This window comes from Spirillospora sp. NPDC048911 (assembly GCF_043198015.1).
Taxonomy (GTDB): Bacteria; Actinomycetota; Actinomycetes; order Streptosporangiales; family Streptosporangiaceae; genus Spirillospora.
Map to the genome: position 1 here is coordinate 1 of NZ_JBICUD010000019.1, position 21,290 is coordinate 21,290.

A 21,290-nucleotide genomic window follows, 5' to 3' on the forward strand; every position below is an offset into this window, starting at 1 on the left:
CCGCCCCCCGCACCGCCCCTGCCCGCACAGCCCTCGTCCTCGCACGAGGCCACGGCGGCTTCAACACCGCCCTCATACTCCAAACCACCACATGAGGAGGAGCCTCAATGGCATCCAGTGAATTCACCATCAAGGATCTCAGGCACATCCTGCATGAGGCCGCGGGCGAGAGCGACGGCGCCGGTGTCGAGGCCGGCACCATGGACGTCGATTTCGTTCAGCTCGGCTACGACTCGGTGGCGCTGCTCGAAACCGGGAACTGGATCGAGCGCAGATTCGGAATCTTGCTGGACGAGGAGACACTCTTCGATTCGGTCACTCCTCGCGCCCTGATCGAGGCCGTGAACGCACAGCTCACCGTGAACGGGAATCTGTGACCGGGCGTGCCCGCAGCGGGGCGCCTCAGCCGCGAATGGTACGGCGGCATGCCCGCCGTACCATTCGGCTCTCGACCGGCCGACTACCAGTGCCGGAAATTAACGGCTCGGATGAACAAGGAGAGCGTGATGCGCAAAGTCGTTTCCAGGGACGGCACGACGATCGCCTATGAGAAGGCGGGTGACGGCCCGCCGATCGTGCTTCTCAACGGCGCGTTCCGCGATCACACGATCTTCGATCAGCTGGTGCCCGAACTGGCGCCGCACTGCACCACCTACGTCTACGACCGCCGGGGCCGCGGCGAGAGCGGCGACACTCCCGCCTACGCCGTCGAACGGGAGATCGAGGATCTCGAGGCGGTGATCGGCGAGGCGGGCGGCAGCGCGGTGGTGTTCGCCGGTTCCTGCGGCGCGAACCTGGCGCTCGCGGCGGCACTGGCCGGCGTCCCGATCACGAAGCTGGCGCTCCACGAGCCGTACTTCCGGGTCGAGGGGTATCCGATGCCCCCGGCCGGCTTCATGGACACGCTCAACGCCCTCCTGGCGGACGACAGGCGCGGCGAGGCCGCGGAGCGTTTCCTCGCCGACCTGATGGATCTCGCCCCCGAGGTGATCGCGGAGTGGCGGAAGGGCCCACTGTGGGCGGGGAACGAGGCGAACGCGCACACGCTCCCCTATGACACGGCCATCTGCGGCGACTTCACCGTCCCCGCCGAGCGGCTGGCCACCGTCCGGACCCCGGCGCTGGTCGTCAACAGCGACCACACCAGCGATTGGCTGCGCGCGGCGGCGCGGGAGACCGCGAAGGCGCTGCCCAACGGCTGGGGGATGCAGTTGCCCGGCTCGTGGCACCGGGTGGAGATGGACATCCTCGGCCGTGTCCTGGCCGGGTTCGCCACCACCTGAGGGGGCGCTGATGATCCTCGGGCGAGACGAGATGCGACGGCGCGTCGAGCGGTTGCGCGTCGTCCGGCTGGCCACGATCGACGAACTCGGACGGGCCCATGTGGTCCCGGTCCTCTTCGTCGTCGACGGCGACGTCTTCTACTCGCCGACGGACAAGCCGTCGGCCAAGCGATCTCGGCCGGCCAAGCGGCTGAGCCATCTGGACCACGACGACCGGGTCACGGTCCTGGCGGACTTTTATCACGAGGACTGGCTGAAGGCCTGGTGGGTACGGCTTCGCGGCACCGGCCGTGTGATCCACGAGGGTCCGGAGCGCGCGCGTGTGGCCGGCCTGCTGGACAGGAAGTACAGGCAGTTCGCCGGCGACGCGTACCTCGACCACGGCGGTCCGGTACTGGCGGTCGACATCAAGGACTGGACCGGCTGGGCGTACACCGAACGATCCTCCGACGGCCGCGGATGGCGGCCGTGGCGCGACCTGCCCTGGCGCGGCCTTTCGTGGCGCGATCTGCCATGGCGCCGATCCGCCGGTCAGGCCTGATCGGCGTACTCTCTGTCGGACACGGGCCGTCCGGGGAGGTCTCCGGCGCGACGGCTGAGCCGCACGAGCAGGACGAGAGTCGCGCCGGTGGCTGCGAGCCCCACGGTGGCCAGGCCGGAGAGCCAGATCGTCCGCGCGGCGCCGATCTCGGCGATCAGGGGCCCGCCCAGCGCCGCGCCCAGCGGGCTCGCGATCACGAGAATGGCGCTGCGGAACGCGGTGACGCTCACCAGTTCGTCCGGCGGCGCCTGCCGTTGCAGCAACGTGATCGACACCGGGCCGTACGGCGCGTAGATCAGTCCGCCGACGGCGAAACCCACGATCCCGGCGGCGAGAGTGCCGAACGCCGCGAGCGGGAGTACCGCCAGCCCCCAGCCGGCCACGATGACCAGAGCGATCGGCCACAGCGGAAGGCGCCGCAGGGTTCCGGTGATCAGGGCGCCGACCACCGCTCCGACGCCGAACGCGCCCCAGATCCACCCCAGCGCCGCGGGGTCGCCGCCTAGCCGATCGTCCACGAAGACCGGCACGGCCACCTCGATCGGCCCGTACAGCAGGTAGAAGACGAAGCTCAGCGCCAGCAGGCACAGCAGCTCCGGATGGCGGACGAGCGTCCGGCCGGCGCGGCGCAACGGGATCGGCGGGCGCCGGCCGACGGTACCGTCCACCCGCGCCCGTGCCGCCATGATCGCCAGATACACGTAGCTGACCGCGTCACAGGCCAGCACCGCCGCCGGTCCGAACGCGGCGGTCACCAGCCCGGCCAGCGGCGGTCCGGCGATGAAGGACACCTGTTCCTGGCCGGCCACCAGCGAATGGCCGGCGAGCCGGTCCTCGGACGGCAGGTGCTCGGCGACGAAGGTCTGCCGTCCTGCGATCCCCCAGGAATGCAGCAGCGAGGACAGCGCGAGCAACGCGATGAAGGCCGTGGCGTTCAGCAGGCCCGACCAGTGCGATACCGGGATCAGGATGAACACGACCGCCCGCAGGGACGAGTCCAGGAGGATCAGGCTCTTGGCGCTCCGCGAGCTCAGCCAGCGTCCGAGCGTCAGAGACCCGATCGCCGCGGGCAGGCTGTACGCCGCGACGGCCAGCCCGACCACGGTCGCCCGCCTGTCGGAAGGAGCGAGTTCCAGGGCGAGCCAGGCCACGCCCAGCAAACTCATCCCGTCGCCTAGGAAGGAGACGAAGAACCCGGGTTGCATCCGGCGAAAGTCACGGTTGGCAAGGCAACGCGCATAGCCGGTCACCGAACCACCTCCTCCGGCCGTCAATCGACGGTCTCGGCCTCGCTCACCACGCACCTGAACCCGATCTCCGGGCTCCTGGTCACCAGCAGTTTCCCCGCTCTGCCGAACGCGGTCAGCAGCGCGGGCGGCGAGCTCCACGCGCCACCGCGGACGGCGGCCTCGGCCGACCATTCGCCCCACAGATCGCCCGGCTCCATGGTGCCGAAGTTCGGTGCGAGCGGCAGGCCGTCGAGGAACCGGCTGGACGTCCACTCCCAGACGTTGCCGCACAGGTCCCGGACGCCGAACGGGGACTCGTCGCCCGGATGGTGGCCCACCGGTCCGGTCAGCGCGGGCAGCGACTCGACGGGCAGGTCCCCGAGCCGTCGCAGCCATTCCTGGCGGTCCATGCCGGCGCCGCCGTCACCGTCGGCCGAGGTCACCGAGTGCAAGCCGCGTACCTGATCCGCGCGGAAACCATCGCCCCACGGGTGACGGCGATGGTCGTCGCCGCGCGCGGCTCGTTCCCATTCGTCCTCGGTGGGCAGCCGCTTGCCGCACCATCCGGCGTAGGCGGCCGCGTCGTACCAGTTCACCCCAGTCGCGGGATGGTCACCGGCGCAGCGGGGATCGTCCACGGTGGACCGGGTGTGGTCGGTGTCGCGCGGCTCGTCGGGATGGCACCACAGGTGGCCGCGCTCGGTGACGTCGGCGGCGAAGGCGTCGTACTCATCGTTGGTGACGGGATGAGCGTCCATGTAGAAGCCCTCCACGAGGGCCTCGGCCACCGCGGGCGCGGGAGGGTCGCCCCAGGGCGACCGCTGGTCGGGGCGGGGCCCTCGGCGCAGTCTCCCTGCCGGAACGAGGCGCATCCCTTCCAGAGAAAGCCGGTTGGGCATCCGGTCCGCGGACAGCGGCATCGGAAGATCGGCCATCACGGCGTCGACCAGTTCGGTGTCGGACAGCAGCGACCGTGCCAGGGCCAGGCCGCGCGCGTCCGTCGCCGTCACGCAGACGTCGTCGCCTGAGGCGATGAGCTCCGGCGACCTGCCGAACGAGGCCAGCAAGGCATGAAGCGCCGCCGCACCGCCCATGGATCCAGCCTCGCCCTCTATAGATCCGGCTGCGCCGGCCACCGACCGCAGAGCGGTCGCCCGGACGGTCTCGTCGGGGTCGCCCAACGTCCAGCCGGTCGCGTCCGCCGCCAGCTCCGGGCTGAGCCGGGCGGCGGCCGCCTGCGCCTGCCTGCGCACCTCGGGCGCGGCGTGCATCAAGCCGACCACCAGGCATTCATCAAGCAGCCGCCTGTCTCCGGCCTGCGGATCGCCCATCCGTTCCAGGCTGCCCAGGTAGTCCTTGAGCAGGGCGTCTCGTTCCGCCGGCGGCCCCTCGGTCCAGTTGGCCATCCGGAGTACCTCGACCGGGACGGCTGCGTACGGGTGCTCAGAGATTGTCATCGCGCCGCACCGGCTTCCGAGTCGATGAACAACGTCGCGAAATCATCGCCCGCCTTATGGCTGAATTCCGTTCCGGCCGCCGGCTTCTCGCCCGCCGCGTAATAGAGATACAGCGTCGCCCGGCTGGTGTCGTCGAGCACAGGACCGGAATGGTGGAGGATGTTATTGGTATGGCAGATGACGTCTCCGGCATCGACCTCGACAGGCAGTCCGACGGGTTCCAGGCGTCGCGGCGGGAAGCGGTGAGAGCCGGGAACCACGACGAGGCATCCGTTCTGGGTGGTGGCCGGGTTCAGGTAGATCCCCACGTTCACCAACGGAGCGACGGGATGGTCGTGCGGGAAATCGAGGTGCCAGTCCAGCGCGTTGTAGGACGTCCTCTTCCCTCGTTTCATCTGCCAGACCGCACCGTCGATGGCGTCCTCGAACCGCCACGTCGGCTTGCCCAGCAGTCCGGGGCCGAGTACGTCCAGCCCGCGCCGTTCCACCAGTTCCCGGGTCTTCGGGCGGTGCAGCGTGAAGTACGGCAACCGGTGCAGGCTCGCACGACCCCGTTCGTCGTAGGAGGGCTGGAGGATTCTGTCGCGGTGTTCGGCCGGGATCCTCCCGGCGAGCGTATCGCTTTCGAGTTGCTCGGCGTCGGCTCTGATGACTTCGACGTCATCGGCGTCGAAGACGCTCCGGTAGACGATGAATCCATGCCGCTCGTAGAACGCGCGCTGCTCACCGCTCACACCTTTGTTGAACCTGAACCACGGAACGCGCTGAGGCCGGGTCATCGGATGACCCCTCGGAATCCGATCTCGTTGTGCCGGTCGGTGAACAGGTCCTTGCCCCGGAAGAACGTCATCAGCTCCTCCGCGATGGAGGTCCACGCGCCGCCCCGGATGACCACGGACGTCTCTTCGGCGGTGGCCCATTCGGGCCTCGGCCGACCCGTGATCATCGGCTTCATCCGGTCCCGGGTGAAGAAGTTGGTGTCCGTCCACTCCCAGCAGTTCCCCACCAGGTCGGCGACCCCGTAATCACTCACGTTCTTGGGATGGGAGCCCACCGGCACGGTGGTGACTTCAGGGGTCGTGTCGTCGAACGTGCACAACACCTCCCGCCAATGCTCCACACTCTCCGGCGGGCAGAAGGCCGCACCGAACCACCGCAACGCGTCGGAATCGAATTCGTCTCCCCACGGGTAGCGTGAGCCCTGCCGGCCACGGGCGGCCTTCTCCCACTCCAGCTCGGTGGGCAGGCGCTTGCCGTGATGGGCCAGGTAGGCGTACGCGTCGAACCAGTCGACGCCGGTAGCGGGGTGATCGGGACCGAACCGCGCATCGGCGATCAGCGCGCGCCGGTGGTCCTTCTCCGCCGGTTCGTCGGGATGGCACAGCAGATGCTCGGTCGCCGCCGGGCCGTCCGCCCACTCGTCGTACTGCCGGTTGGTCACCGGATACCGGTCGATGAGGAAGCCGGGGAGGTAGCGCCGCCGCCTCGGGACCGCGTCGCTCACGTCGTAGAGCGGATGAACGAGGTCGTCGATCCCGATTCCGGCGGTGAACTCCGACGCCGGGATGAGCACCATGCCATCGGGGACGGGTGTGGGCAGGTTCTCCGGCTCGTAGTCCCAGTGCTCATCGAGCTCCGCGCCCGGCGGCAATTGGCCGGTGCGGGCGTAGTCCTTCTCGCATTCGATTCTGACCGCGCGATCCTCGGCCCCCAGTATCTGCCCCATCGCCTTGCTCACGACCGCGGCGCCGATGCCCACCGGCTTGAGGCTGCGGAACAGCCCGAGTTCCGCGGGGCCGGTGATGTCCTCCAATTCCTGGAAGGCCTCACCGAGACGATTGCGCCCGGCGATCCGCACGGCCGCGAAGACCACGAAGTCCTCGTCGTCGCCGAGCAGCCAGACGACCAGTTCACGGGCCGCGGGATGGGCGGCGACGAACGGCTCGACCGCCTCCACGACCGCCCGCCTGACCTCGGCGCTGGGGTGGGTCGCCGCGAACGCGCAAAGCTCCTCGATGGCCCTGGGATGGCGGAGTCCGGCGATCGACCGGCGGAGCTCGTCCCGTTCGGCGGCGGTCAACGGGTCGCGCGGTTTCCGCCACGAATCGACGTCCAGGAAACGCCCGGCCAAGGACTCCAGGATCTGCTGGTCAGCTAGAAGACATTCGACGCTCCACCGATGCACCGGGCTCTCCTCTCGCCTTGGGTGGGCCTGTGGAGGGCCACGACGGCCCTCCACAGGCGCTGAACCGAATCAGGTGGACCACTTGAAGTGCCTGCCGGCCGGGCGAACGGCGCCCACACGCTCGGAACGCAGCGCGTTCCACTTACGAACGACCTTCATCGATGCCACCTCCCTCCCTCACCGTGCTTCTCGGACAACCCATCCTCATCCGCTCGATTTACGGGACGCGTCTTCTGGATTGCGCGAAGCCGGCGAGGAATCCGGAGCCGTTCGACCGCGTTCATTCCGCAGTTGTACGGACGCCGCCGGCTGCGGCAGTCTGGTACGGCGCGGCAGCCGCCAGGTGGCCGGGACGAGCGTGATCATCACGGCCGGGACGAGCGCCATGCGCAGGACGAAGGCGTCCACGGCCACCGCGCCCGCCAGCCCGGCGCCGACCAGCATGCCCTCCATGTCGCCGCTCAGCACGAACGCCCCGAACACCGAGATCATGATGACCGCCGCCGAGGCGATCACCCCTGCCGTTGCAGGCGAGCCCGGCGTGGACCGCGTACCGGGCGTCGCGCGTCCGCAGCCATTCCTCCCGCATCCGGCCGACCAGGAACACCTGGTAGTCCATGGACAGGCCGAACAGCATCGCGATCATGATGACCGGCAGGAACGAGGTGATCGGCACGGGCTTGCCGATGCCGAGGACGCCGGTGCCCCAGCCCCACTGGAACAGCGCCACGGTGATGCCGAACGCGGCGCCCGCCGCCGCCACGTTCATCAGCGCCGCCAGCAGCGCCACCGCCAGGCTGCGGAAGGCCAGCAGCAGCAGTGCCGAGCCGAGGATCGCGATCGTGCCGACGAACAGCGGCAGCCGGGACGTCAGCGCCGAGGCGAGGTCCTTGTTGATGGCCGTGCCGCCGCCCACCAGCACCTCCAGTGAGCCGGCGCGCTTCGCGGGCCCGGCGCGGAGCCGGTCGATGAGCGCGTCGGTCCCCGCGTCCTGCGGCGAGGTCGTGGGCACCACCTGAACGATCGTCATCGGCGGCTGCCCGCCGCCGGACCGGCTGGGCGGGGGCATCGCGGCGACCTGCGCCACGCCGCGCGTCGCGCGGACGTCGTTCACGAGCCGTTCCAGCTCAGCCTGCGGCACCTCTCGGCCGCGCCCGCGCACCACCAGCTGCAGCGGCCCGTTGAAGCCCGGCCCGAAACCGTCGGCCGGCATGTCGTACGCGCGGCGTGCGGTGCTGGACTCTGGCAGCGTGCCCTGGTCGCTCGTGCCGAGCCGCAGCGAGAACGCGGGCAGCGACAGCAGGGCGACCAGCACCAGCGCCGCCGCGCCCACGATCCGCGGGCGGCGTTGCAGGATCCACACCCCCGCCAACACCCCGGTACGGGTCGTCCTCCGCCGGCAGGAGAACCAAACCGTCCTCCAAGTGGCAGACGACGGCGCCGGCATGGAACCCGAGGACGCCGACCGCGTGTTCGACCGCTTCTTCCGTGTAGGCACCGGGAGCGGCCTGGGAATGGCGATCGTACGAGCAGCGGCAGAGGCCCACCACGGCGCGGCGGAGGTCACCACCGCCCCGGGCGAGGGCTTCACCACCACGATCCGCCTCTAACAACCCTCGAACTCCGGAACCTCGATGACCGACAGATCCAGCCCCGATCGCCCGAACCACTTGTGCATCAGCTTGGCCATCGTGTCGTCCTGGTACATCTGCGTGATGGCCCGGTTGACGGCCTCGCAGCCGTCGGGGTCGCCGCGCCGCATCCCGATCCCCGTCCGCTGTTCGCCGAACCGCGCGTTCAGCAGCCGGAAGTCGGCGCCCTGCCGCACCTTGATGCCCGCGAGAATCGTGTCGTTCGTCGTGATGGCGTCGATGCTCCGGCTCCGCAGCATGTCCGCGCACTGGTCGTAGGACTGCGCGGACACCTGCTCCGCCGCGACGCCGCGTTCCTTGGTCACCTGGTCGGCCGCCCCGGCCCCCCGGACGGCACAGATCTTGCGCCCCTTCAGATCCTGCACGCCCCGTATCTCGCGCTCACCAGCACGCACCAGAATGTCCTGGTACGACGGATAGTAAGGGCCAGCGAAGGCCAGCCGGAGCTTCCAGTCGGGTCGCACCCAGAAGGTGAGCACCAGATCGGCGCGCCGCTCCACCAGCAACCGTTCCCGATCCGCCGCGAACGCCTGGACGAACGTCACCTTCTTGCCGAGCCGCGCCCCCACCTCTCGCGCGACATCGACATCAAACCCCTCGAACGCGCCATCGCGGCCCTTCAACCCGATCCCGGGAAGGTCCGGCCGCACCCCCGCGACCAGCGTGTCCTTGTCCAGGATCGACGACTCCCCCGTCCCCCCGCACCCGGTGAGCGCCGCACACGCCACCAGAGCGACCAGCGCGCTGAACGCAAGCCTCATTCGGTCCCCACTCTCCGCACCCGACCAGCACACCCAGAGTCGATCATCGCGGCCACCGATGTCGAGATCTTTCTCAACGAAAGCGCACTCGTGTCAGTGGTGCCGGCGGGTGAGTTCGCCTGCCAGTCCCTTCTCGCCGACGGTCCAGCAGGCGACGTGGGGCAGGCAATCGACGCCCAGCAGTGGGGTGCGGTCGAACAGGGTCCAGGTGCGTCCGCCGTTGAAGCTCACGTCGCTGCCATCGACACCGACCATGACCGCAGCTTCCTTGAAGCCGGGGATCCAGGCCACGCCGGTGCGGAACCCGTGCGGTGCGCCCGCCCGGGTCCAGGTCCGGCCCGCGTCAGAGGTGCCAGCGGCGGTACTCCTGATCTCCGGGAGGGCGCCTCCGACGGCCAGGCCGTGGCGGCGATCCCGGAACGCGACCGAGAGGATGCCCGCCGGATAGCCGGGGATCGGTGTGGTGGCGGCCGTCCAGGTCTTTCCTCTGTTCTGTGTGTGGAGCACCCGGGCGCGGGCATTGGGGTTGTCGGTTCCGAACCAGGCATCGTGAGGGCCTATCGCGGTCAGGCATGTGCCCGATCCCCGAGTGGCCTCGCCGGGCAGTGCCGGTGGGAAGTCTTCGGCCGGCTTCCAGGTGCGGCCGCCGTCATCGGTGACCAGGAGCGGGAACCTGCCGTTGACCGGATCGCTCACCACCAGGCCGTGGCGGCGGTCGAAGAAGGCCATGCAGGTGTAGTACGTCGTGGCGTCGGGACTCTGGTACGCCACGCGCCACGTCGCGCCGCCGTCGGTGGTGCGGTAAACCTGCGCGGGAGAGCCCGTGACGGTATTCGCGAGCGCGAGGACCACGGCATGGTCGCGGTCGAACGCCTCCACATCGCGGAACTCCTCACCCGCTCCACCGGGCGGGGTGATGTTCTGCCAGGTCCGGCCGCCGTTGACGGTCCGTACGATGGAGCCCGCGGGGCCGCTTGCGAAGCCACCGCCTGAGGCCCACACCACCGAACGGTCGACGACGTCCACCGCGGAAAGAGTGCTCTGCGTGGCGGTCGGCGTGAAGCGCCATGCCACACGTGCGGACGCCGCAGCCGCCGGAGCCGTGAGGGCGCCGACAAACCCCAGGGCGCACAGGCAGGCCAACACTCGATCACGCATGGAAACCTCCTTGGAGAGAGTCGGCTCGGGACCAGGCGGTGGTGAAGATCCGGGACACGAAGTCGTACATCAGGCCGGGGCTGCGGCAGACGACGCAGGGCGAGTTGCGGCCGTGCTCGTCCGGTCCGTAGAGGGTCAGGTAGGCGAGCTTGTCCGTGAGGATGACGCGGCAGACGTGCGGCAGGTCGTAGAGGCGGAGCTGGACGGCCTCGTTGTCTCCCACGCGGGCGGCGAGGTAGCGGACGTTGGCCTGGATCTGCTCGGCCAGGAGCCCGTTCTCCATTCCGGGGTCGAGCCTTCGCATCTCGGCCTCGCGGTCGCCCAGCCACGAGTCGGTGCCGCTCTCGGGATCCGGCAGCAGGATCTGAACCGACTCGATCCGCCCGCCTGCCGCTCGCCACACGTCCTGGAAGCTGTCGCGCGTCAACTCGTTGCCGCGGCTCACCAGCACCTTCACCCAGCGTGCCTTCTCCAGGGCGCGGTGGAGATCGGCGTTGGCCTCCCGCTGGCTCGGGTAGGTCCTGGCGACGCCCAGGCCCGTGATCGAAGAGAGCAGGACGACGAGCCGGTTGCGTATCCGCTGCGAGAAGACCCAACCGCTCGCCACCGTGACCACTGAGGCGGCCAGCGAACTGATGACTCCGACGATGAACCCGCTCAAGGGGTCCGCCGTCCATTCGCCAGGTGCGGCACGAGCGCTTCGAGCACCGCGGCGGCGTTCTGGGCCGCCACCTCGCGCGCCCCGTCACCCTTGTCCGGGCCGGCGAGGTCGGATATCCCGCGGATCATCAGCCAGCCGCCCGGACCCGGCTCCTCGTAGAACGCCTGCGCGAGACCGGCCCCCTCCATCTCGACCGCGAGGACCTTGTCATTGATCGCTTCCAGATGCCGCCGGATCCACGATCGGCGGGACGCCACGACGGCGTCTCCGGAGCCGATCGGCCCGAGGGCGACGGCGCAGTCGCGACTCCCGCCAGGAGTCTGGATCTCCACCCGGGCGGGCATCCGGCGGAGCGCGACGAAGAAGGCGTTGATCGCATGCAGTCCTTGAGCGGGCACGGGATAACTGCGCGTGCGGGGTTTCGGCCCGTCGTCGGTCTCCTTGCGCAGGTCGTAGTAGATGACCTGGTCAGCGATCACGACATCGCCGTTTCGCAGGGATTTGTGGATCGCCCCCGCGATCCCGACGACCGCCACCATCTCCGGCTCGTACGCCCGGCGCAGGCGTCCGACGGCCGCCAGCGCGGACTGGTTGCCCTGAACGAGAGCCTGGATCACCGTCACACGAATGTCGTCCGGTGCGGTGCCGAGGCGGCCCTCGTAGCAGCCGTACTCCGTCTCGGACGGTTCGCAGGTGCCGTGCCGACGCAACATGGACAGCACGGCGTCGGTCTCTTCGGGAAGGATGGTGACGATGCCAAGCCGTGCCCGCTCGCTGGAGCCGGAGTCCGGCCGTTCATCACCGGCGGGTTTCGCACCCTGGTTGATCGTGATGGGGGAATGAGAACCAAAGGTGTTCTGAGTGGCGATCACCTTGCCTCCGCCGGAGTTGATGATGCCTGAGCCGTGGATCTCGTATTCGTCACCGTTCACGGGATCGCTCCTCGCGCTATTCGTCGTCGCCGGAGGACGGTTTGCCGATGCCTGAGTGATCTCCGAAGGTGTTGCCCTGAGCAGTGACGGTGCCGCCGCCCATGTTGACGATTCCGCCCTTGATGATCGTCATGGCGTAGTCACGGAACTCCGAGGTGTCGACCTTGTGCGCGCCGAGGAAGTCCTCGACCGTGGACAACAGCCGCCGCTGGATGATCTTGATGCTGCGCACGACGTCGGTGGTCTGGAACTCGTCCTCGTCGTGATCCCAGGCCGACGAGTTGTCGTGGTCCAGGCCCGTCGCGTTCTCCCTCGCGCTCGCCCTGGCCCCGATGTCCACCGCGCGGCGTATGGAGGGCTCAGGTCCCCGCCACGCCAGGAGGGCTTTGCACAGGACCGCCGGCACCAGCACGAGCCGCCAGAGGTCGAACACGCGGAACGGGAACTCCTCCAAGCTCCGCACGATGGCGGAGAGCAGAGCCCGCCCTCCCGTCCCGCCCGGCTCCTCGATCACGTTGTAGAGATCCTGCGGCGGGCGCAGTTCCTGGGGAACGAACTCCAGATAGAGCGTCCGGCCCTGCAACGACATGTGCACGAAGACGAGCGCGACGAGATCCCCGTCCCATGACACGACCGTGCACACGAGATAGTGACGTGCGGCGCCTCCCGGTTCGGTCAGCACCTCCGCGACCAGCCTGCCCGTCCCCTTCTCCGCCACACGCCTGAGGACGGACGTCGCCCGCACGCCTTTGACGAAGACACGTTCCTTCACCGTGAGCCCCGGCAGCCGGAGCTCCGGATCGTCCTCGGTGCGGAGATCTTCGATGGCCTCACTGAGGCGGCCGAGGAGATCCTCCGTCTTGAACGGCAGTTCCTCCCACTCCTGCGCCTGCTCGTTCTTGCCGCGATGCCCCTTCGCCTTGATCAGCCGCTGGGCGATGGACCAGCGGCGGAATCCCAGTCCGGCACCCACGAAGGACCTGGAGCCGGAGTAGATCGTCACGGGAGAGACTTGTTGCTCCGCGATCCTCTCCATCCGGCGGCTCAGCCGGCCGGGCGGCACCGGCCTCGCGTGCCGCAGCCGCATCAGGGCGCTCTGCTGGAGTACCGCCCCGACGATGCCGGCCGCCGTCGCCAGCATGACGACGATGACCATTGACCGCAGGACGGATGTGGCGGCGCCTCTGCGTTCGATGTCGAACATGAACATGACGATCAGAATGGCCGCACAGATCTTGACGCCTCGCATGTGCAGCTTGCTCTGAGCGGTCAGCTGTTCCCGCTCGTCCTGGAAATGCCGGGAGCGCTGCCGCTGGACGCCGGGTTTCCGGGAAGATTCCCGCTGCCCGCGCCACGACGGTCCGTTCCCGGATATGCCAAGGCCGAGCCGGTACCTTGCGTACTGCAAGCGCTTGGGTGCCATTTGCAGGCATCGCCAGCAGAAGAACCCCAGCACGAGGACCACGACGACGAGCAGCCCCTCCAAGGGGTAGCGGACTCCTATGAAGACGAGCAGGCCCAGCAGCAGGACGCGCTCGGTCGACTCGGCCCACCAGGAGAACCAGGCGTGCCGCAGCACCGGTACGAGGTCGAACCCGTACGAGGGCGCCACCCAGCGAAAACGTTTGTTGTAAATCTCTCGAATGAGAAAGTCACGGAAATGCCGATCAAGGTAGGTCCCGGCACAGAGCCTGCGCTCCACGGGGTGATCGCTATATTCCTTGATCCGCAGACTGCCGGTCTTCAGTCCTCTCGTTTTCGTCAACGAAGTGGCCACGGGACCCCCGAACCCAGTCGACTGAATCGCCCATCACAGCGTAAGTGCGGGATGTGGGGGTTGACAGATACACGAAAGGGACGTCCGTCTCCGGCCATTCGTGACGCGTGACACGGAAGCCATAAAGATGTTATGGGCCCCGGCCGTCAGAGATTTTCTTTCGCTCTTTGCCTCAGGGAATGTCGATTTCCAAGGAGAGGAGGCGGGAGCTGAGGCTTTTGCCGTGGGTGTCGAGGGCCAGTGAGGTGGTGACGCCGCCGTCGAGCGCGCGGCGGCAGACGAACTGCAGGGCGCACAGGTTCGGCAGCTCGTAGCGGATCACCTCGCCGCGGATGTGGGCGCTCAGGTGCCGGCGGACCGCCTCGGAGGTCAGCTCCCTGACGAGGTCCGGGTAGTGCTCGTCGCGGTAGGGGAAGATCGACAGGGTCGAGGTGTCGCCCTTGTCGCCGGTGCGGGCGTGGGCGAGGTCATGCAGTCTCATGCGCCGTCTCCAGGATCTCGGTTCGGGGGGTGACGGCCTCGCGGGGCAGCAGGGTCGACACGATCCCGACGACGTCGGTGACGGTGGTGCGGACGCCGCCGCCGCCCGCGGGGCCGTTGGTGTAGAGCGCCTCGACCTCGAAGCAGACGTCGTCGGCGCGTCCGGGCGAGGGGGTCAGGGCGGCGACGCGCAGGCGGCACTCCTCGGTGCCGGTCACGTCGGTGCGCAGGCGCAGGCCGGTCGGGGCGAGCCGGTCGGCGACGATCTGGCCCGCGAGCTCGGCGCGGCGGCGGGCGTTCGGTCCGGCGTAGGAGATCTCGGCCTCGGCGCGGTGACCGGCGTGGTAGCCGACGCTGACCTTGAGCGTGCCGGGGCGGGGACGGCCCGCGGCGCCGCGGACGAGCACGTTGTCGGGGCGCTGTTCGTGGACGGTGACACCACGCAGGTCGAGCACGACGTCGGGGGTCAGGTAGGCGGTGGGGTCGGTGATCTCGTACAGCAGCTGTTCGCGCACGGTGGCGCGCGTGACGAGGCCGCCGGTGCCGGGCGGTTTGCCGATGACGGCGGTGCCGTCGGCGGCGACGTCGGCGTACGGGAAGCCGAGGTTCGCCAGGTCGGGAACGTCCTTGTGGCCGGGGTCGGCGAAGTATCCGCCGGTGATCTGGCCGGCGCATTCGAGCAGGTGGCCGACGAGGGTGCCGGCGGCCACGCGCGGCCAGTCCGCCAGGTCCCAGCCCAGGCCGTACGCCAGCGGCGCCAGGAAGAGGGACGGGTCGGCGACCCGGCCGGTGAGGATCACGTCGGCGCCCGCTGCGAGGGCGGGGAGCAGGGCGTCGGCGCCCAGGTAGGCGTTGGCGGAGATGATCGGGCCGTGGTCGGCGAGCGGCCGGCCGTCCTCCAGGGCCGGGGCCTGAACGTCGATCTGGTCGAGGACGTCGTCCCCGGTGACCACGGCCACGCGCAGGTCGTTCAGTCCGAGCTCGTCGGCCAGCGCCCTGGCGGCGAGGCCCGCGGCACGCGGGTTGGCCGCGCCCATGTTGCTGATGATCGGCACACCCTGGCGGGCCGCCTCGGGCAGGAGAGCGGTCAAGCGTGCGCGCAGGCGCGGATCGTAGCCCTGCCCGGGGTCCTTGAGGCGCCGTCGCTGGCCGAGCGCGATCGTCCGCTCGGCCAGGCATTCGAGCACCAGGACGTCGAGGTCGCCGCGTTCGAGCAGCTCGACGGCGGGCGGGACGCGGTCGCCCGCGAAGCCCGCGCCGCAGCCGATCCGCATCGTCGCGCGGCCATTGCGGGCCGACGTGAAACGGTGCGCTGACATGGAACCCCCGATTTGCTGACGGTCAGATCGAGATGGCGCCGGTGAGCAGGGCGACCACGGTCATGACCAGCGTGGTCCCGAACGCCCAGCCGAAGATGAACCGCTGGTGGGCGCCGAGGTCGACCTTCGCCATCCCGATGAGGATGAACGTGGACGCGGTGAGCGGGCTCAGCGGGAACCCGGTGGTCATCTGCCCGAGGACGGCGGCGCGGGCGATCTCGGCCGGGTCGCCGCCCAGCCCGGCGCTGGTCTCGGCGACGACGGGCATGATGCCGTAGTAATAGGCGTCGGGCGTGAACACCAGGCTGAGCGGCATGCTGGTCACGGCCGTCGCCACCGGCAGGATCCCGCCGGTCCCGTCGGGCACGATCGACACGATCGCCTCGGCCATCTCGGTGATCATCTTGGTCCCGCCGAGGACACCGGTGAAGACCCCGGCGGCGAAGATCATCGTCGTGACGAGCACGACGTTGGCCCCGTGCCGCTCCAGGAGCTCCTGCTGCTGCGCCCAGCTCGGCCGGTTGATGACCAGGGCCACCGCGAACGCCACGGCGAACAGCACCTCCAGCGGCATCAGCTCCATGACCAGCGCCACGATCAGCACGATGGTCAGCGCCAGGTTGATCCAGAACCGCACGCCGCGGGCCGTGCCGCGGGGAGCCCGCAGTTCGTCGGCCCGGGGAGTACCCGGACCTGAGGCGCGCACTCCGGCGACTTCGGTCCCGGCGCCGGGGCCGGTCCCGGCGTCGGGGTCGGGCAGCGTGACGCCCTCCTCCACCAGCCTGGCCCGTTCGCGGCGCCCGATGAAGTAGGCGGCCACCAGCACCCAGACGATCCCGGCGATCATGGCGGGCAGCACGGGACGGAAGATGTCGGAGCTGTCCATCTTGAGAGCGGCCATGGCGCGGGCGGTCGGACCGCCCCAGGGCACCATGTTCATCACCCCGGCGCCCATGCACACCACGCCGGTGAGGACGAGCGGCCGCATGCCCAGCCGCTGGTAGATCGGCAGCAGCGCGGACACGGTGATGAGGAACGTGGAGGCGCCGTCGCCGTCCAGCGCGACCAGCAATGTCAGCACCGCCGTGCCCACAGTGATCTTCATCGGATCGCCCTTGGCGAACCGCAGCACGCCCCGGATGACCGGATCGAAGAGCCCGGTGTCGAGCATCAGGCTGAAGTACAGCACCGCGAACGTGATCATGACGGCGACCGGGGCGACCTTCACGACCCCCTTGGCGATCATGTCGCCGAGTTCGCCGCCGAACCCGCCCGCCAGCGCGGTCCCGATCGGCACCAGCACGAGCGCCAGCAGGACCGAGACGCGGCGGGTGAGTGTCAGGGCGAGGAACAGCCCGACGGTGACAAAGCCCAGCGTGGCGACCATGTGCCCACCTCCTCGGTTCGGGGTTGCCAGCGAGTGTGAGGTGAGACACTCTTGTATGTCCAACATCAATTCCACATAGTTTGATGTAGAGAAGGCATGGATCTCACCATCCAGCAGCTACGCGTCGTCCTGTCCGTCGCCCGCGAAGGCAGCTTCACGGCGGCGGGCGAACGCATGCGGCTCGCCCAGTCGTCGCTCAGCCGGACGGTCGCCGAGGTCGAGCGCAGGGTCGGCATCACGCTGTTCGAGCGCACCACCCGGCGGGTGCTGCTGACCCCGGCCGGCCGCGAGTTCGCGGACGTCGCAGAACGGGTCGTCGCGGAGTTCGACCGCGGCATCAACCACTTCAGCGGCTTCCTGGCGGGCACGCGCGGGCTCGTCCGCATCGCGACCCTGCCCTCGCTGGCCGCCACGCTCCTGCCGGCGATCGTGTCCCGGTTCCGGCGCGACCATCCGGACGTGCGGATCCACATCGAGGACGGCCTGCTCGGCCAGGTCCTCGACCGGGTCCGGACGGGGCAGGTCGACCTGGCGCTGACCGTGCTCACCGGCCCGCCGGAGACGCTGGGCTTCCGCCAGATCGCCGTCGACCACTTCTACTGCGTCTTCCCGCGAGGCCACCGCTTCGGCGAAGGCGACGGCCCCGCCGGCAAGGGCGGAGCCGCCGAGGGCACGGCCCGGCCCCCGCTCGCCTGGGCGGAGCTGACCGGCGAGCCGTTCATCGCGTTCGACCAGGCGAGCAGCGTGCGGGTCTTCGCCGACCGCGCGCTGCGCGAGGCGCGGGTACGGCTCGGTCCCATCACCGAGGCCCGCAACATCGCGGCCGTCGCGGGGCTGGCCGCGGCGGGCCTCGGGGTCTCGGCCGTCCCGGGGCTCGTGCTCCCGCTCATCGAGTTCGCCCGCCTGGACCGGCGCCGGCTCGAACAGCCCGCGCTCGCCCGCCCCATCGGCGTCATGTTCGACCCCGTACGGCCGCAGGCCCCGGCGGTCCGCCACTTCATGGAGCTGCTGGAAGCCGGGCCGGAAACAGGGCCGGCCTTTCCCGAGGGCGCCGACTGGCAGCCCGGCTGACCGCCGCGCGAGACAGGCCATCACCAGGCATTATGCTACTCACGCATCAATGTATCCGCCATTGATGTTGGCCCGTTCGCCGCAGCCGAATCTATGGTCCGTGCGGACCCGGACGCCGGGTGTCACGCGATCAGCGAGGAGGCCGAAACGATGCGAGCGCGTCCCCCGACCGGCCAGGGAACGATCTATCCGAGCCGTCGCCTGCGACAGGGCGCTCTGGCTGCCGCGGCGGTCGCCACGGCGGCCACGCTCACGGCGGTGACCGCCGGGCCCGCCCCCGCCGCCGGCACCTCTCCCCAGGCATCCAACGTCATGGACGACCCGTTCTTCACGTACGACCGGCCCGCGCAGTACGGCGTCGACCGCGCGGACGTGCGCGTTCCCGTGCGCGACGGCGGCTTCATCGACTGCGACCTCTACCGGCCGGGCGGCTCGGCGGGCCCCGCTCCGGGCCGCCGTCCCGGCATCGTCCTCGACTACACCGCCTACGCCGACCAGGCCGAGGGGTTCGGCGCGCAGGCGGGCTACTTCGCCCAGCGCGGCTACAACGGCCTGGTGTGCCGTACGCGCGGCTCGGGTGAGTCACCCGGCCGCATCGATCCGTTCGGCCCGCAGGAACAGCGCGACAACTACGACGTCATCGAGTGGCTCGCCGCGCAGCCGTGGTCGACCGGCGACATCGGCCAGATGGGCGTCAGCTACGGCGGCCACTCGTCCCTGCTGGTCGCGGTGAACCGGCCGCCGCACCTCAAGGCCATCATCCCGGTGAACGGGCTCAGCGACTGGTACGAGAACACGATCTACCGGGGCGGCGTCTACTCGGCCCGGATCCGCCCATGGCAGCAGTCCGTGGCCCCGGAGACCCTGACCACCTACGCCGCGCACCCGCGCTACGACCGCTTCTGGCAGGACCGCAGCGTGGCGTCGCGCCGGAACCGGCTCACCGTCCCGACCCTGGAGATCAACGGCTGGTACGACCGCTACCGCGACGGCATGGTCAAGAACTATCTGGCCCGCAAGGAGAACGTCTGGATGGTCTCGGGGCCCTGGCAACACGGCTACCCCGCGAAGCAGTACGCCGACATCGGTCCCGGCGCCTATCTCGCCTGGTGGGACCGGTGGCTGCGGCACGACCGCGCCGCCCCGCTCCCCCGCGCGAAGATCACCTCGTACGAGACCCCCGGCCCGGGCGCGGGTGCGGGATGGCGGCAGTATCCCGACTGGCCACCGCCCGGGGCGCGCTCCCTGCGCCTCGCGTTCACGCGGGACGGCGGCCTCCGCCAGGCTCCCGGACGTACCGGCACGGCCGGATTCACCGTCAACACCGAACAGACACCCGCCACCCCTGACGAACGGCTCGTCTTCCAAACCGACCCGCTCCGACGTGACGTCGTGCTGGCCGGTGACATCGAGACCACCGTCAAGGCGTCGTTCACCGCCCGGGACGGCAACATCGCGATCGTCGTGTCCGACGTCGCCCCCGACGGCACCGCGACGAGGGTGACCGAAGGCTGGCTCAAGGCGAGCCACCGCTTCGGGCATCGCCGCTCGGTCCCCGTCGTCCCGGGCCTGACCAACGATCTGCGGGTGCACGTGTGGCCCACCCACTACCGGCTGAAGAGCGGGCACCGGCTCCGCGTCACCGTGTCCAGCGACGACTACCCGGAGATCGACTCCGACGCCCCGGCCGGACGGATCGGCCTCAAGGTCGGCGCTCGCGGCTCCTACGCCGAACTGACCGTCCTGCCCGAGGACTCGAGATGAACAGGCTCACGGCCGCGTTCGCACTGCTGCTAGCGACGATCGTCGTGCACGCACCCACCGCGACGGCCACGGCCCGGCCCGCCGCAACGTCCGCGACAGCCGGGGCCGCCGACCGGGCGTGCGAACGCCTGGCCTCCGCGTCGCTGCCCGATGCGACGGTCACCATCGCCGAGCAGGTCCCCGCGGGCCGGTACACCGCTCCCGACGGCCGGGTCCTGCCGTCGGTGCCCGCGTTCTGCCGGGTCCACGGCGTGGCCCGGCCGGTGCCGGACTCAAAGATCGGCTTCGAGGTCTGGATGCCATCACAACGCCGGGAACAACTCAGAGCCGATCGTCCCGGCGGCCAAGCTGCCGCTCCTGACGAACGCGGCCGTCGGGCAGTGCCGGGGCAAGGCGACCGTTCGCGCGGCTGTTCATGGCGCCCGGCATGACCCGCGCCCTGCGCCCCTTCACCTGCTAGAGATCTTGACCGGCGAACCGCATCCCGGCCGTCCGTCAAAATGGGACGGCCTATAAGCAGGTCAAAAAGAAAACCAAATGAAAACTACATATAACAGGTTCTAGCCAGGATTTACCGCCGCTCACCACTTGTGGTGATGTTGCGAATACAGCCCGCACCGATGGTCGACCGAACGTGATCAGCTTCTCACGCTTACCAGTCCGAACGGTGCCCGCGAAAGCACTCCTGCGACCGATGACCCGATCCGTCCAAATTGGAACCCCGTTGACTATTGACCGACCGGGGGCTATTACATACCTTCTCCATAGAACGCGTTCTACTTGGTGACCGGAACCTCATGTCGAAACAGAAAGCCGGTTCCGTCTCCTGGGTCCTGGATTCGCGGTGCCTTCGACGCCCATTCGACAGGGGCGGCGCGGCCCATCGAATTCACCGGCCTCCATCCCACCCCCTGGGCGCTGGCGCGACGCCCACCCTTCCTGAAACGAGGACTTCCTTGTCCCGCACCAAGAAGCTGGCCGCGGTGTCCGCGGCCACAGTCGCCGCCGCCTGTGCCGTCGCCGTCTCCACCGCCCCCGCCCACGCCGAGGCCGTCGTTCCCATCAGCGCCACCCTCTCCGGCAACATGACGATCAACGCGGGCCTCAACTTCACCTGCACGAGCTCCACCCTGACCGGCACCCTCGACGACGTCAGCGGCGCGCTCTCCATCACCACGGCCTCCGTCGGCGGCTGCGGCGTCACCGTCACCGCCTCCAACTTCCCGTGGACCGGCTCGCTCGCCGGCGGCAACGTCACCATCTCCGGCTTCCGGATCAGTGCGGCCGGCTGCGTCTACGGCGGCAGCCTGTCCGGCACCTACCCCGTTGGCCCGCTGCCGGTCACCGTCAGCTTCAAGGACGCGCCCGTCTCCAAGATCAGCGGCAGCTTCCTCTGCCCCTCCACGGCCAAGCTCACCGCCAACTACGTCTTCTCCTAGAGATCTGGAGTTGACCGGACGCGCGAGCTGAACCCCGCCCCCACCGCCGTGACCCCGGCTGCCTCTTTCCGGGGTCACGGCCCTGGGCCACCCGTGCCGGCGAATTGCACAGGGGCACGCCGGCACCTCCATTAAAGAGCTCAATAGGCCGGGCAAACGAGTCGGCCATTGAGCCGACAGTTCCGTGGTCGCCC

General features: G+C 69.5%; 21 protein-coding genes. 8 read left to right on the forward strand and 13 right to left on the reverse strand.

From position 1 onward, the window contains the following. Nucleotides 1-107 precede the first annotated feature (107 nt). The 3 genes from ACGFNU_RS49280 (at nt 108) to ACGFNU_RS49290 (ending at nt 1,824) form a co-directional block, all read left to right on the forward strand. Nucleotides 108-377, forward strand: coding sequence for an acyl carrier protein (locus ACGFNU_RS49280; protein WP_392603715.1), 270 nt, complete (start codon nt 108-110; stop codon nt 375-377). A gap of 129 nt (nt 378-506) precedes the next feature. Continuing rightward, the gene (locus tag ACGFNU_RS49285) at nt 507-1,283 is read left to right on the forward strand and encodes an alpha/beta fold hydrolase (RefSeq protein WP_392603716.1); all 777 of its coding nucleotides are present in this window, start codon (nt 507-509) and stop codon (nt 1,281-1,283) included. 10 nt (nt 1,284-1,293) lie between these two features. Beyond that, the gene (locus tag ACGFNU_RS49290; protein WP_392603717.1) at nt 1,294-1,824 is read left to right on the forward strand and encodes a pyridoxamine 5'-phosphate oxidase family protein; all 531 of its coding nucleotides are present in this window, start codon (nt 1,294-1,296) and stop codon (nt 1,822-1,824) included. Here the strand turns inward: ACGFNU_RS49290 and ACGFNU_RS49295 are convergent. The 5 genes from ACGFNU_RS49295 to ACGFNU_RS49315 all read right to left on the reverse strand — a co-directional run bounded on the left by ACGFNU_RS49295 (nt 1,815) and on the right by ACGFNU_RS49315 (nt 8,058). Continuing rightward, nucleotides 1,815-3,212 carry an MFS transporter gene (locus ACGFNU_RS49295; RefSeq protein WP_392603792.1) on the reverse strand — a complete coding sequence of 466 codons (1,398 nt, stop codon included), beginning with the start codon at nt 3,210-3,212 and terminating at the stop codon, nt 1,815-1,817. The two genes, ACGFNU_RS49290 and ACGFNU_RS49295, sit on opposite strands and share 10 nt — an antisense overlap. Then, nucleotides 3,095-4,510 (reverse strand): formylglycine-generating enzyme family protein, encoded by a 1,416-nt coding sequence (locus ACGFNU_RS49300; protein ID WP_392603718.1) that lies wholly within the window; start codon nt 4,508-4,510, stop codon nt 3,095-3,097. Before ACGFNU_RS49300 ends, ACGFNU_RS49295 begins: the two co-directional genes overlap by 118 nt. Continuing rightward, entirely contained in the window at nt 4,507-5,289 is a 783-nt protein-coding gene (locus ACGFNU_RS49305) for a phytanoyl-CoA dioxygenase family protein (protein ID WP_392603719.1), read from the reverse strand. Before ACGFNU_RS49305 ends, ACGFNU_RS49300 begins: the two co-directional genes overlap by 4 nt. Further along, nucleotides 5,286-6,695 (reverse strand): SUMF1/EgtB/PvdO family nonheme iron enzyme, encoded by a 1,410-nt coding sequence (locus ACGFNU_RS49310; RefSeq protein WP_392603720.1) that lies wholly within the window; start codon nt 6,693-6,695, stop codon nt 5,286-5,288. Before ACGFNU_RS49310 ends, ACGFNU_RS49305 begins: the two co-directional genes overlap by 4 nt. A 280-nt stretch (nt 6,696-6,975) precedes the next feature. Continuing rightward, nucleotides 6,976-8,058 (reverse strand): MMPL family transporter, encoded by a 1,083-nt coding sequence (locus tag ACGFNU_RS49315; RefSeq protein WP_392603721.1) that lies wholly within the window; start codon nt 8,056-8,058, stop codon nt 6,976-6,978. Here ACGFNU_RS49315 and ACGFNU_RS49320 point away from each other — a divergent pair. After that, entirely contained in the window at nt 7,961-8,305 is a 345-nt protein-coding gene (locus ACGFNU_RS49320; protein ID WP_392603722.1) for a sensor histidine kinase, read from the forward strand. The genes ACGFNU_RS49315 and ACGFNU_RS49320 overlap by 98 nt on opposite strands. On the opposite strand, the gene ACGFNU_RS49325 is transcribed toward ACGFNU_RS49320, so the two are convergent. From ACGFNU_RS49325 to ACGFNU_RS49360, 8 genes are all read right to left on the reverse strand, one after another. After that, nucleotides 8,302-9,108 carry a transporter substrate-binding domain-containing protein gene (locus ACGFNU_RS49325; protein ID WP_392603723.1) on the reverse strand — a complete coding sequence of 269 codons (807 nt, stop codon included), beginning with the start codon at nt 9,106-9,108 and terminating at the stop codon, nt 8,302-8,304. The two genes, ACGFNU_RS49320 and ACGFNU_RS49325, sit on opposite strands and share 4 nt — an antisense overlap. Before the next feature lie 93 nt (nt 9,109-9,201). Continuing rightward, complete coding sequence (locus ACGFNU_RS49330; RefSeq protein WP_392603724.1) at nt 9,202-10,266, reverse strand: WD40/YVTN/BNR-like repeat-containing protein; 1,065 nt, start codon at nt 10,264-10,266, stop codon at nt 9,202-9,204. Further along, the gene (locus ACGFNU_RS49335) at nt 10,259-10,927 is read right to left on the reverse strand and encodes a hypothetical protein (RefSeq protein ID WP_392603725.1); all 669 of its coding nucleotides are present in this window, start codon (nt 10,925-10,927) and stop codon (nt 10,259-10,261) included. The genes ACGFNU_RS49330 and ACGFNU_RS49335 overlap by 8 nt, the downstream gene beginning before the upstream one ends. After that, a complete protein-coding gene (locus ACGFNU_RS49340; RefSeq protein ID WP_392603726.1) occupies nt 10,924-11,859 on the reverse strand; it encodes a hypothetical protein in 936 nt (311 codons plus the stop codon). The genes ACGFNU_RS49335 and ACGFNU_RS49340 overlap by 4 nt, the downstream gene beginning before the upstream one ends. Nucleotides 11,860-11,875: 16 nt before the next feature. Beyond that, nucleotides 11,876-13,471: a hypothetical protein gene (locus ACGFNU_RS49345; protein WP_392603727.1), complete on the reverse strand. Its 1,596-nt coding sequence runs from the start codon at nt 13,469-13,471 to the stop codon at nt 11,876-11,878. Between the two features lie 337 nt (nt 13,472-13,808). Continuing rightward, nucleotides 13,809-14,117, reverse strand: coding sequence for a hypothetical protein (locus tag ACGFNU_RS49350; RefSeq protein WP_392603728.1), 309 nt, complete (start codon nt 14,115-14,117; stop codon nt 13,809-13,811). Continuing rightward, nucleotides 14,104-15,435, reverse strand: coding sequence for an acyclic terpene utilization AtuA family protein (locus ACGFNU_RS49355; protein ID WP_392603729.1), 1,332 nt, complete (start codon nt 15,433-15,435; stop codon nt 14,104-14,106). Before ACGFNU_RS49355 ends, ACGFNU_RS49350 begins: the two co-directional genes overlap by 14 nt. 22 nt (nt 15,436-15,457) lie before the next feature. Continuing rightward, a complete protein-coding gene (locus ACGFNU_RS49360; protein ID WP_392603730.1) occupies nt 15,458-16,822 on the reverse strand; it encodes a CitMHS family transporter in 1,365 nt (454 codons plus the stop codon). Nucleotides 16,823-16,918: 96 nt separating this feature from the next. Between ACGFNU_RS49360 and ACGFNU_RS49365 the strand changes: the two genes are divergently transcribed. The 4 genes from ACGFNU_RS49365 (at nt 16,919) to ACGFNU_RS49380 (ending at nt 21,096) form a co-directional block, all read left to right on the forward strand. After that, nucleotides 16,919-17,893, forward strand: a complete 975-nt coding sequence (locus tag ACGFNU_RS49365; protein ID WP_392603731.1) for a LysR family transcriptional regulator — start codon at nt 16,919-16,921, stop codon at nt 17,891-17,893. A gap of 150 nt (nt 17,894-18,043) precedes the next feature. Beyond that, entirely contained in the window at nt 18,044-19,657 is a 1,614-nt protein-coding gene (locus ACGFNU_RS49370) for a CocE/NonD family hydrolase (protein ID WP_392603732.1), read from the forward strand. Beyond that, entirely contained in the window at nt 19,654-20,088 is a 435-nt protein-coding gene (locus ACGFNU_RS49375; RefSeq protein WP_392603733.1) for a hypothetical protein, read from the forward strand. The genes ACGFNU_RS49370 and ACGFNU_RS49375 overlap by 4 nt, the downstream gene beginning before the upstream one ends. A gap of 525 nt (nt 20,089-20,613) precedes the next feature. Further along, nucleotides 20,614-21,096 (forward strand): hypothetical protein, encoded by a 483-nt coding sequence (locus ACGFNU_RS49380; protein ID WP_392603734.1) that lies wholly within the window; start codon nt 20,614-20,616, stop codon nt 21,094-21,096. Nucleotides 21,097-21,290: the final 194 nt, after the last annotated feature.

Bases quoted from the DNA above. Each gene is read 5' to 3' on its own strand.
- ACGFNU_RS49280 (WP_392603715.1), top strand. From the start codon at position 108: ATGGCATCCAGTGAATTCACCATCAAGGATCTCAGGCACATCCTGCAT.
- ACGFNU_RS49285 (WP_392603716.1), top strand. From the start codon at position 507: ATGCGCAAAGTCGTTTCCAGGGACGGCACGACGATCGCCTATGAGAAG.
- ACGFNU_RS49290 (WP_392603717.1), top strand. From the start codon at position 1,294: ATGATCCTCGGGCGAGACGAGATGCGACGGCGCGTCGAGCGGTTGCGC.
- ACGFNU_RS49300 (WP_392603718.1), bottom strand. From the start codon at position 4,510: ATGACAATCTCTGAGCACCCGTACGCAGCCGTCCCGGTCGAGGTACTC.
- ACGFNU_RS49305 (WP_392603719.1), bottom strand. From the start codon at position 5,289: ATGACCCGGCCTCAGCGCGTTCCGTGGTTCAGGTTCAACAAAGGTGTG.
- ACGFNU_RS49325 (WP_392603723.1), bottom strand. From the start codon at position 9,108: ATGAGGCTTGCGTTCAGCGCGCTGGTCGCTCTGGTGGCGTGTGCGGCG.
- ACGFNU_RS49330 (WP_392603724.1), bottom strand. From the start codon at position 10,266: ATGCGTGATCGAGTGTTGGCCTGCCTGTGCGCCCTGGGGTTTGTCGGC.
- ACGFNU_RS49350 (WP_392603728.1), bottom strand. From the start codon at position 14,117: ATGAGACTGCATGACCTCGCCCACGCCCGCACCGGCGACAAGGGCGAC.
- ACGFNU_RS49355 (WP_392603729.1), bottom strand. From the start codon at position 15,435: ATGTCAGCGCACCGTTTCACGTCGGCCCGCAATGGCCGCGCGACGATG.
- ACGFNU_RS49360 (WP_392603730.1), bottom strand. From the start codon at position 16,822: ATGGTCGCCACGCTGGGCTTTGTCACCGTCGGGCTGTTCCTCGCCCTG.
- ACGFNU_RS49365 (WP_392603731.1), top strand. From the start codon at position 16,919: ATGGATCTCACCATCCAGCAGCTACGCGTCGTCCTGTCCGTCGCCCGC.
- ACGFNU_RS49370 (WP_392603732.1), top strand. From the start codon at position 18,044: ATGCGAGCGCGTCCCCCGACCGGCCAGGGAACGATCTATCCGAGCCGT.
- ACGFNU_RS49375 (WP_392603733.1), top strand. From the start codon at position 19,654: ATGAACAGGCTCACGGCCGCGTTCGCACTGCTGCTAGCGACGATCGTC.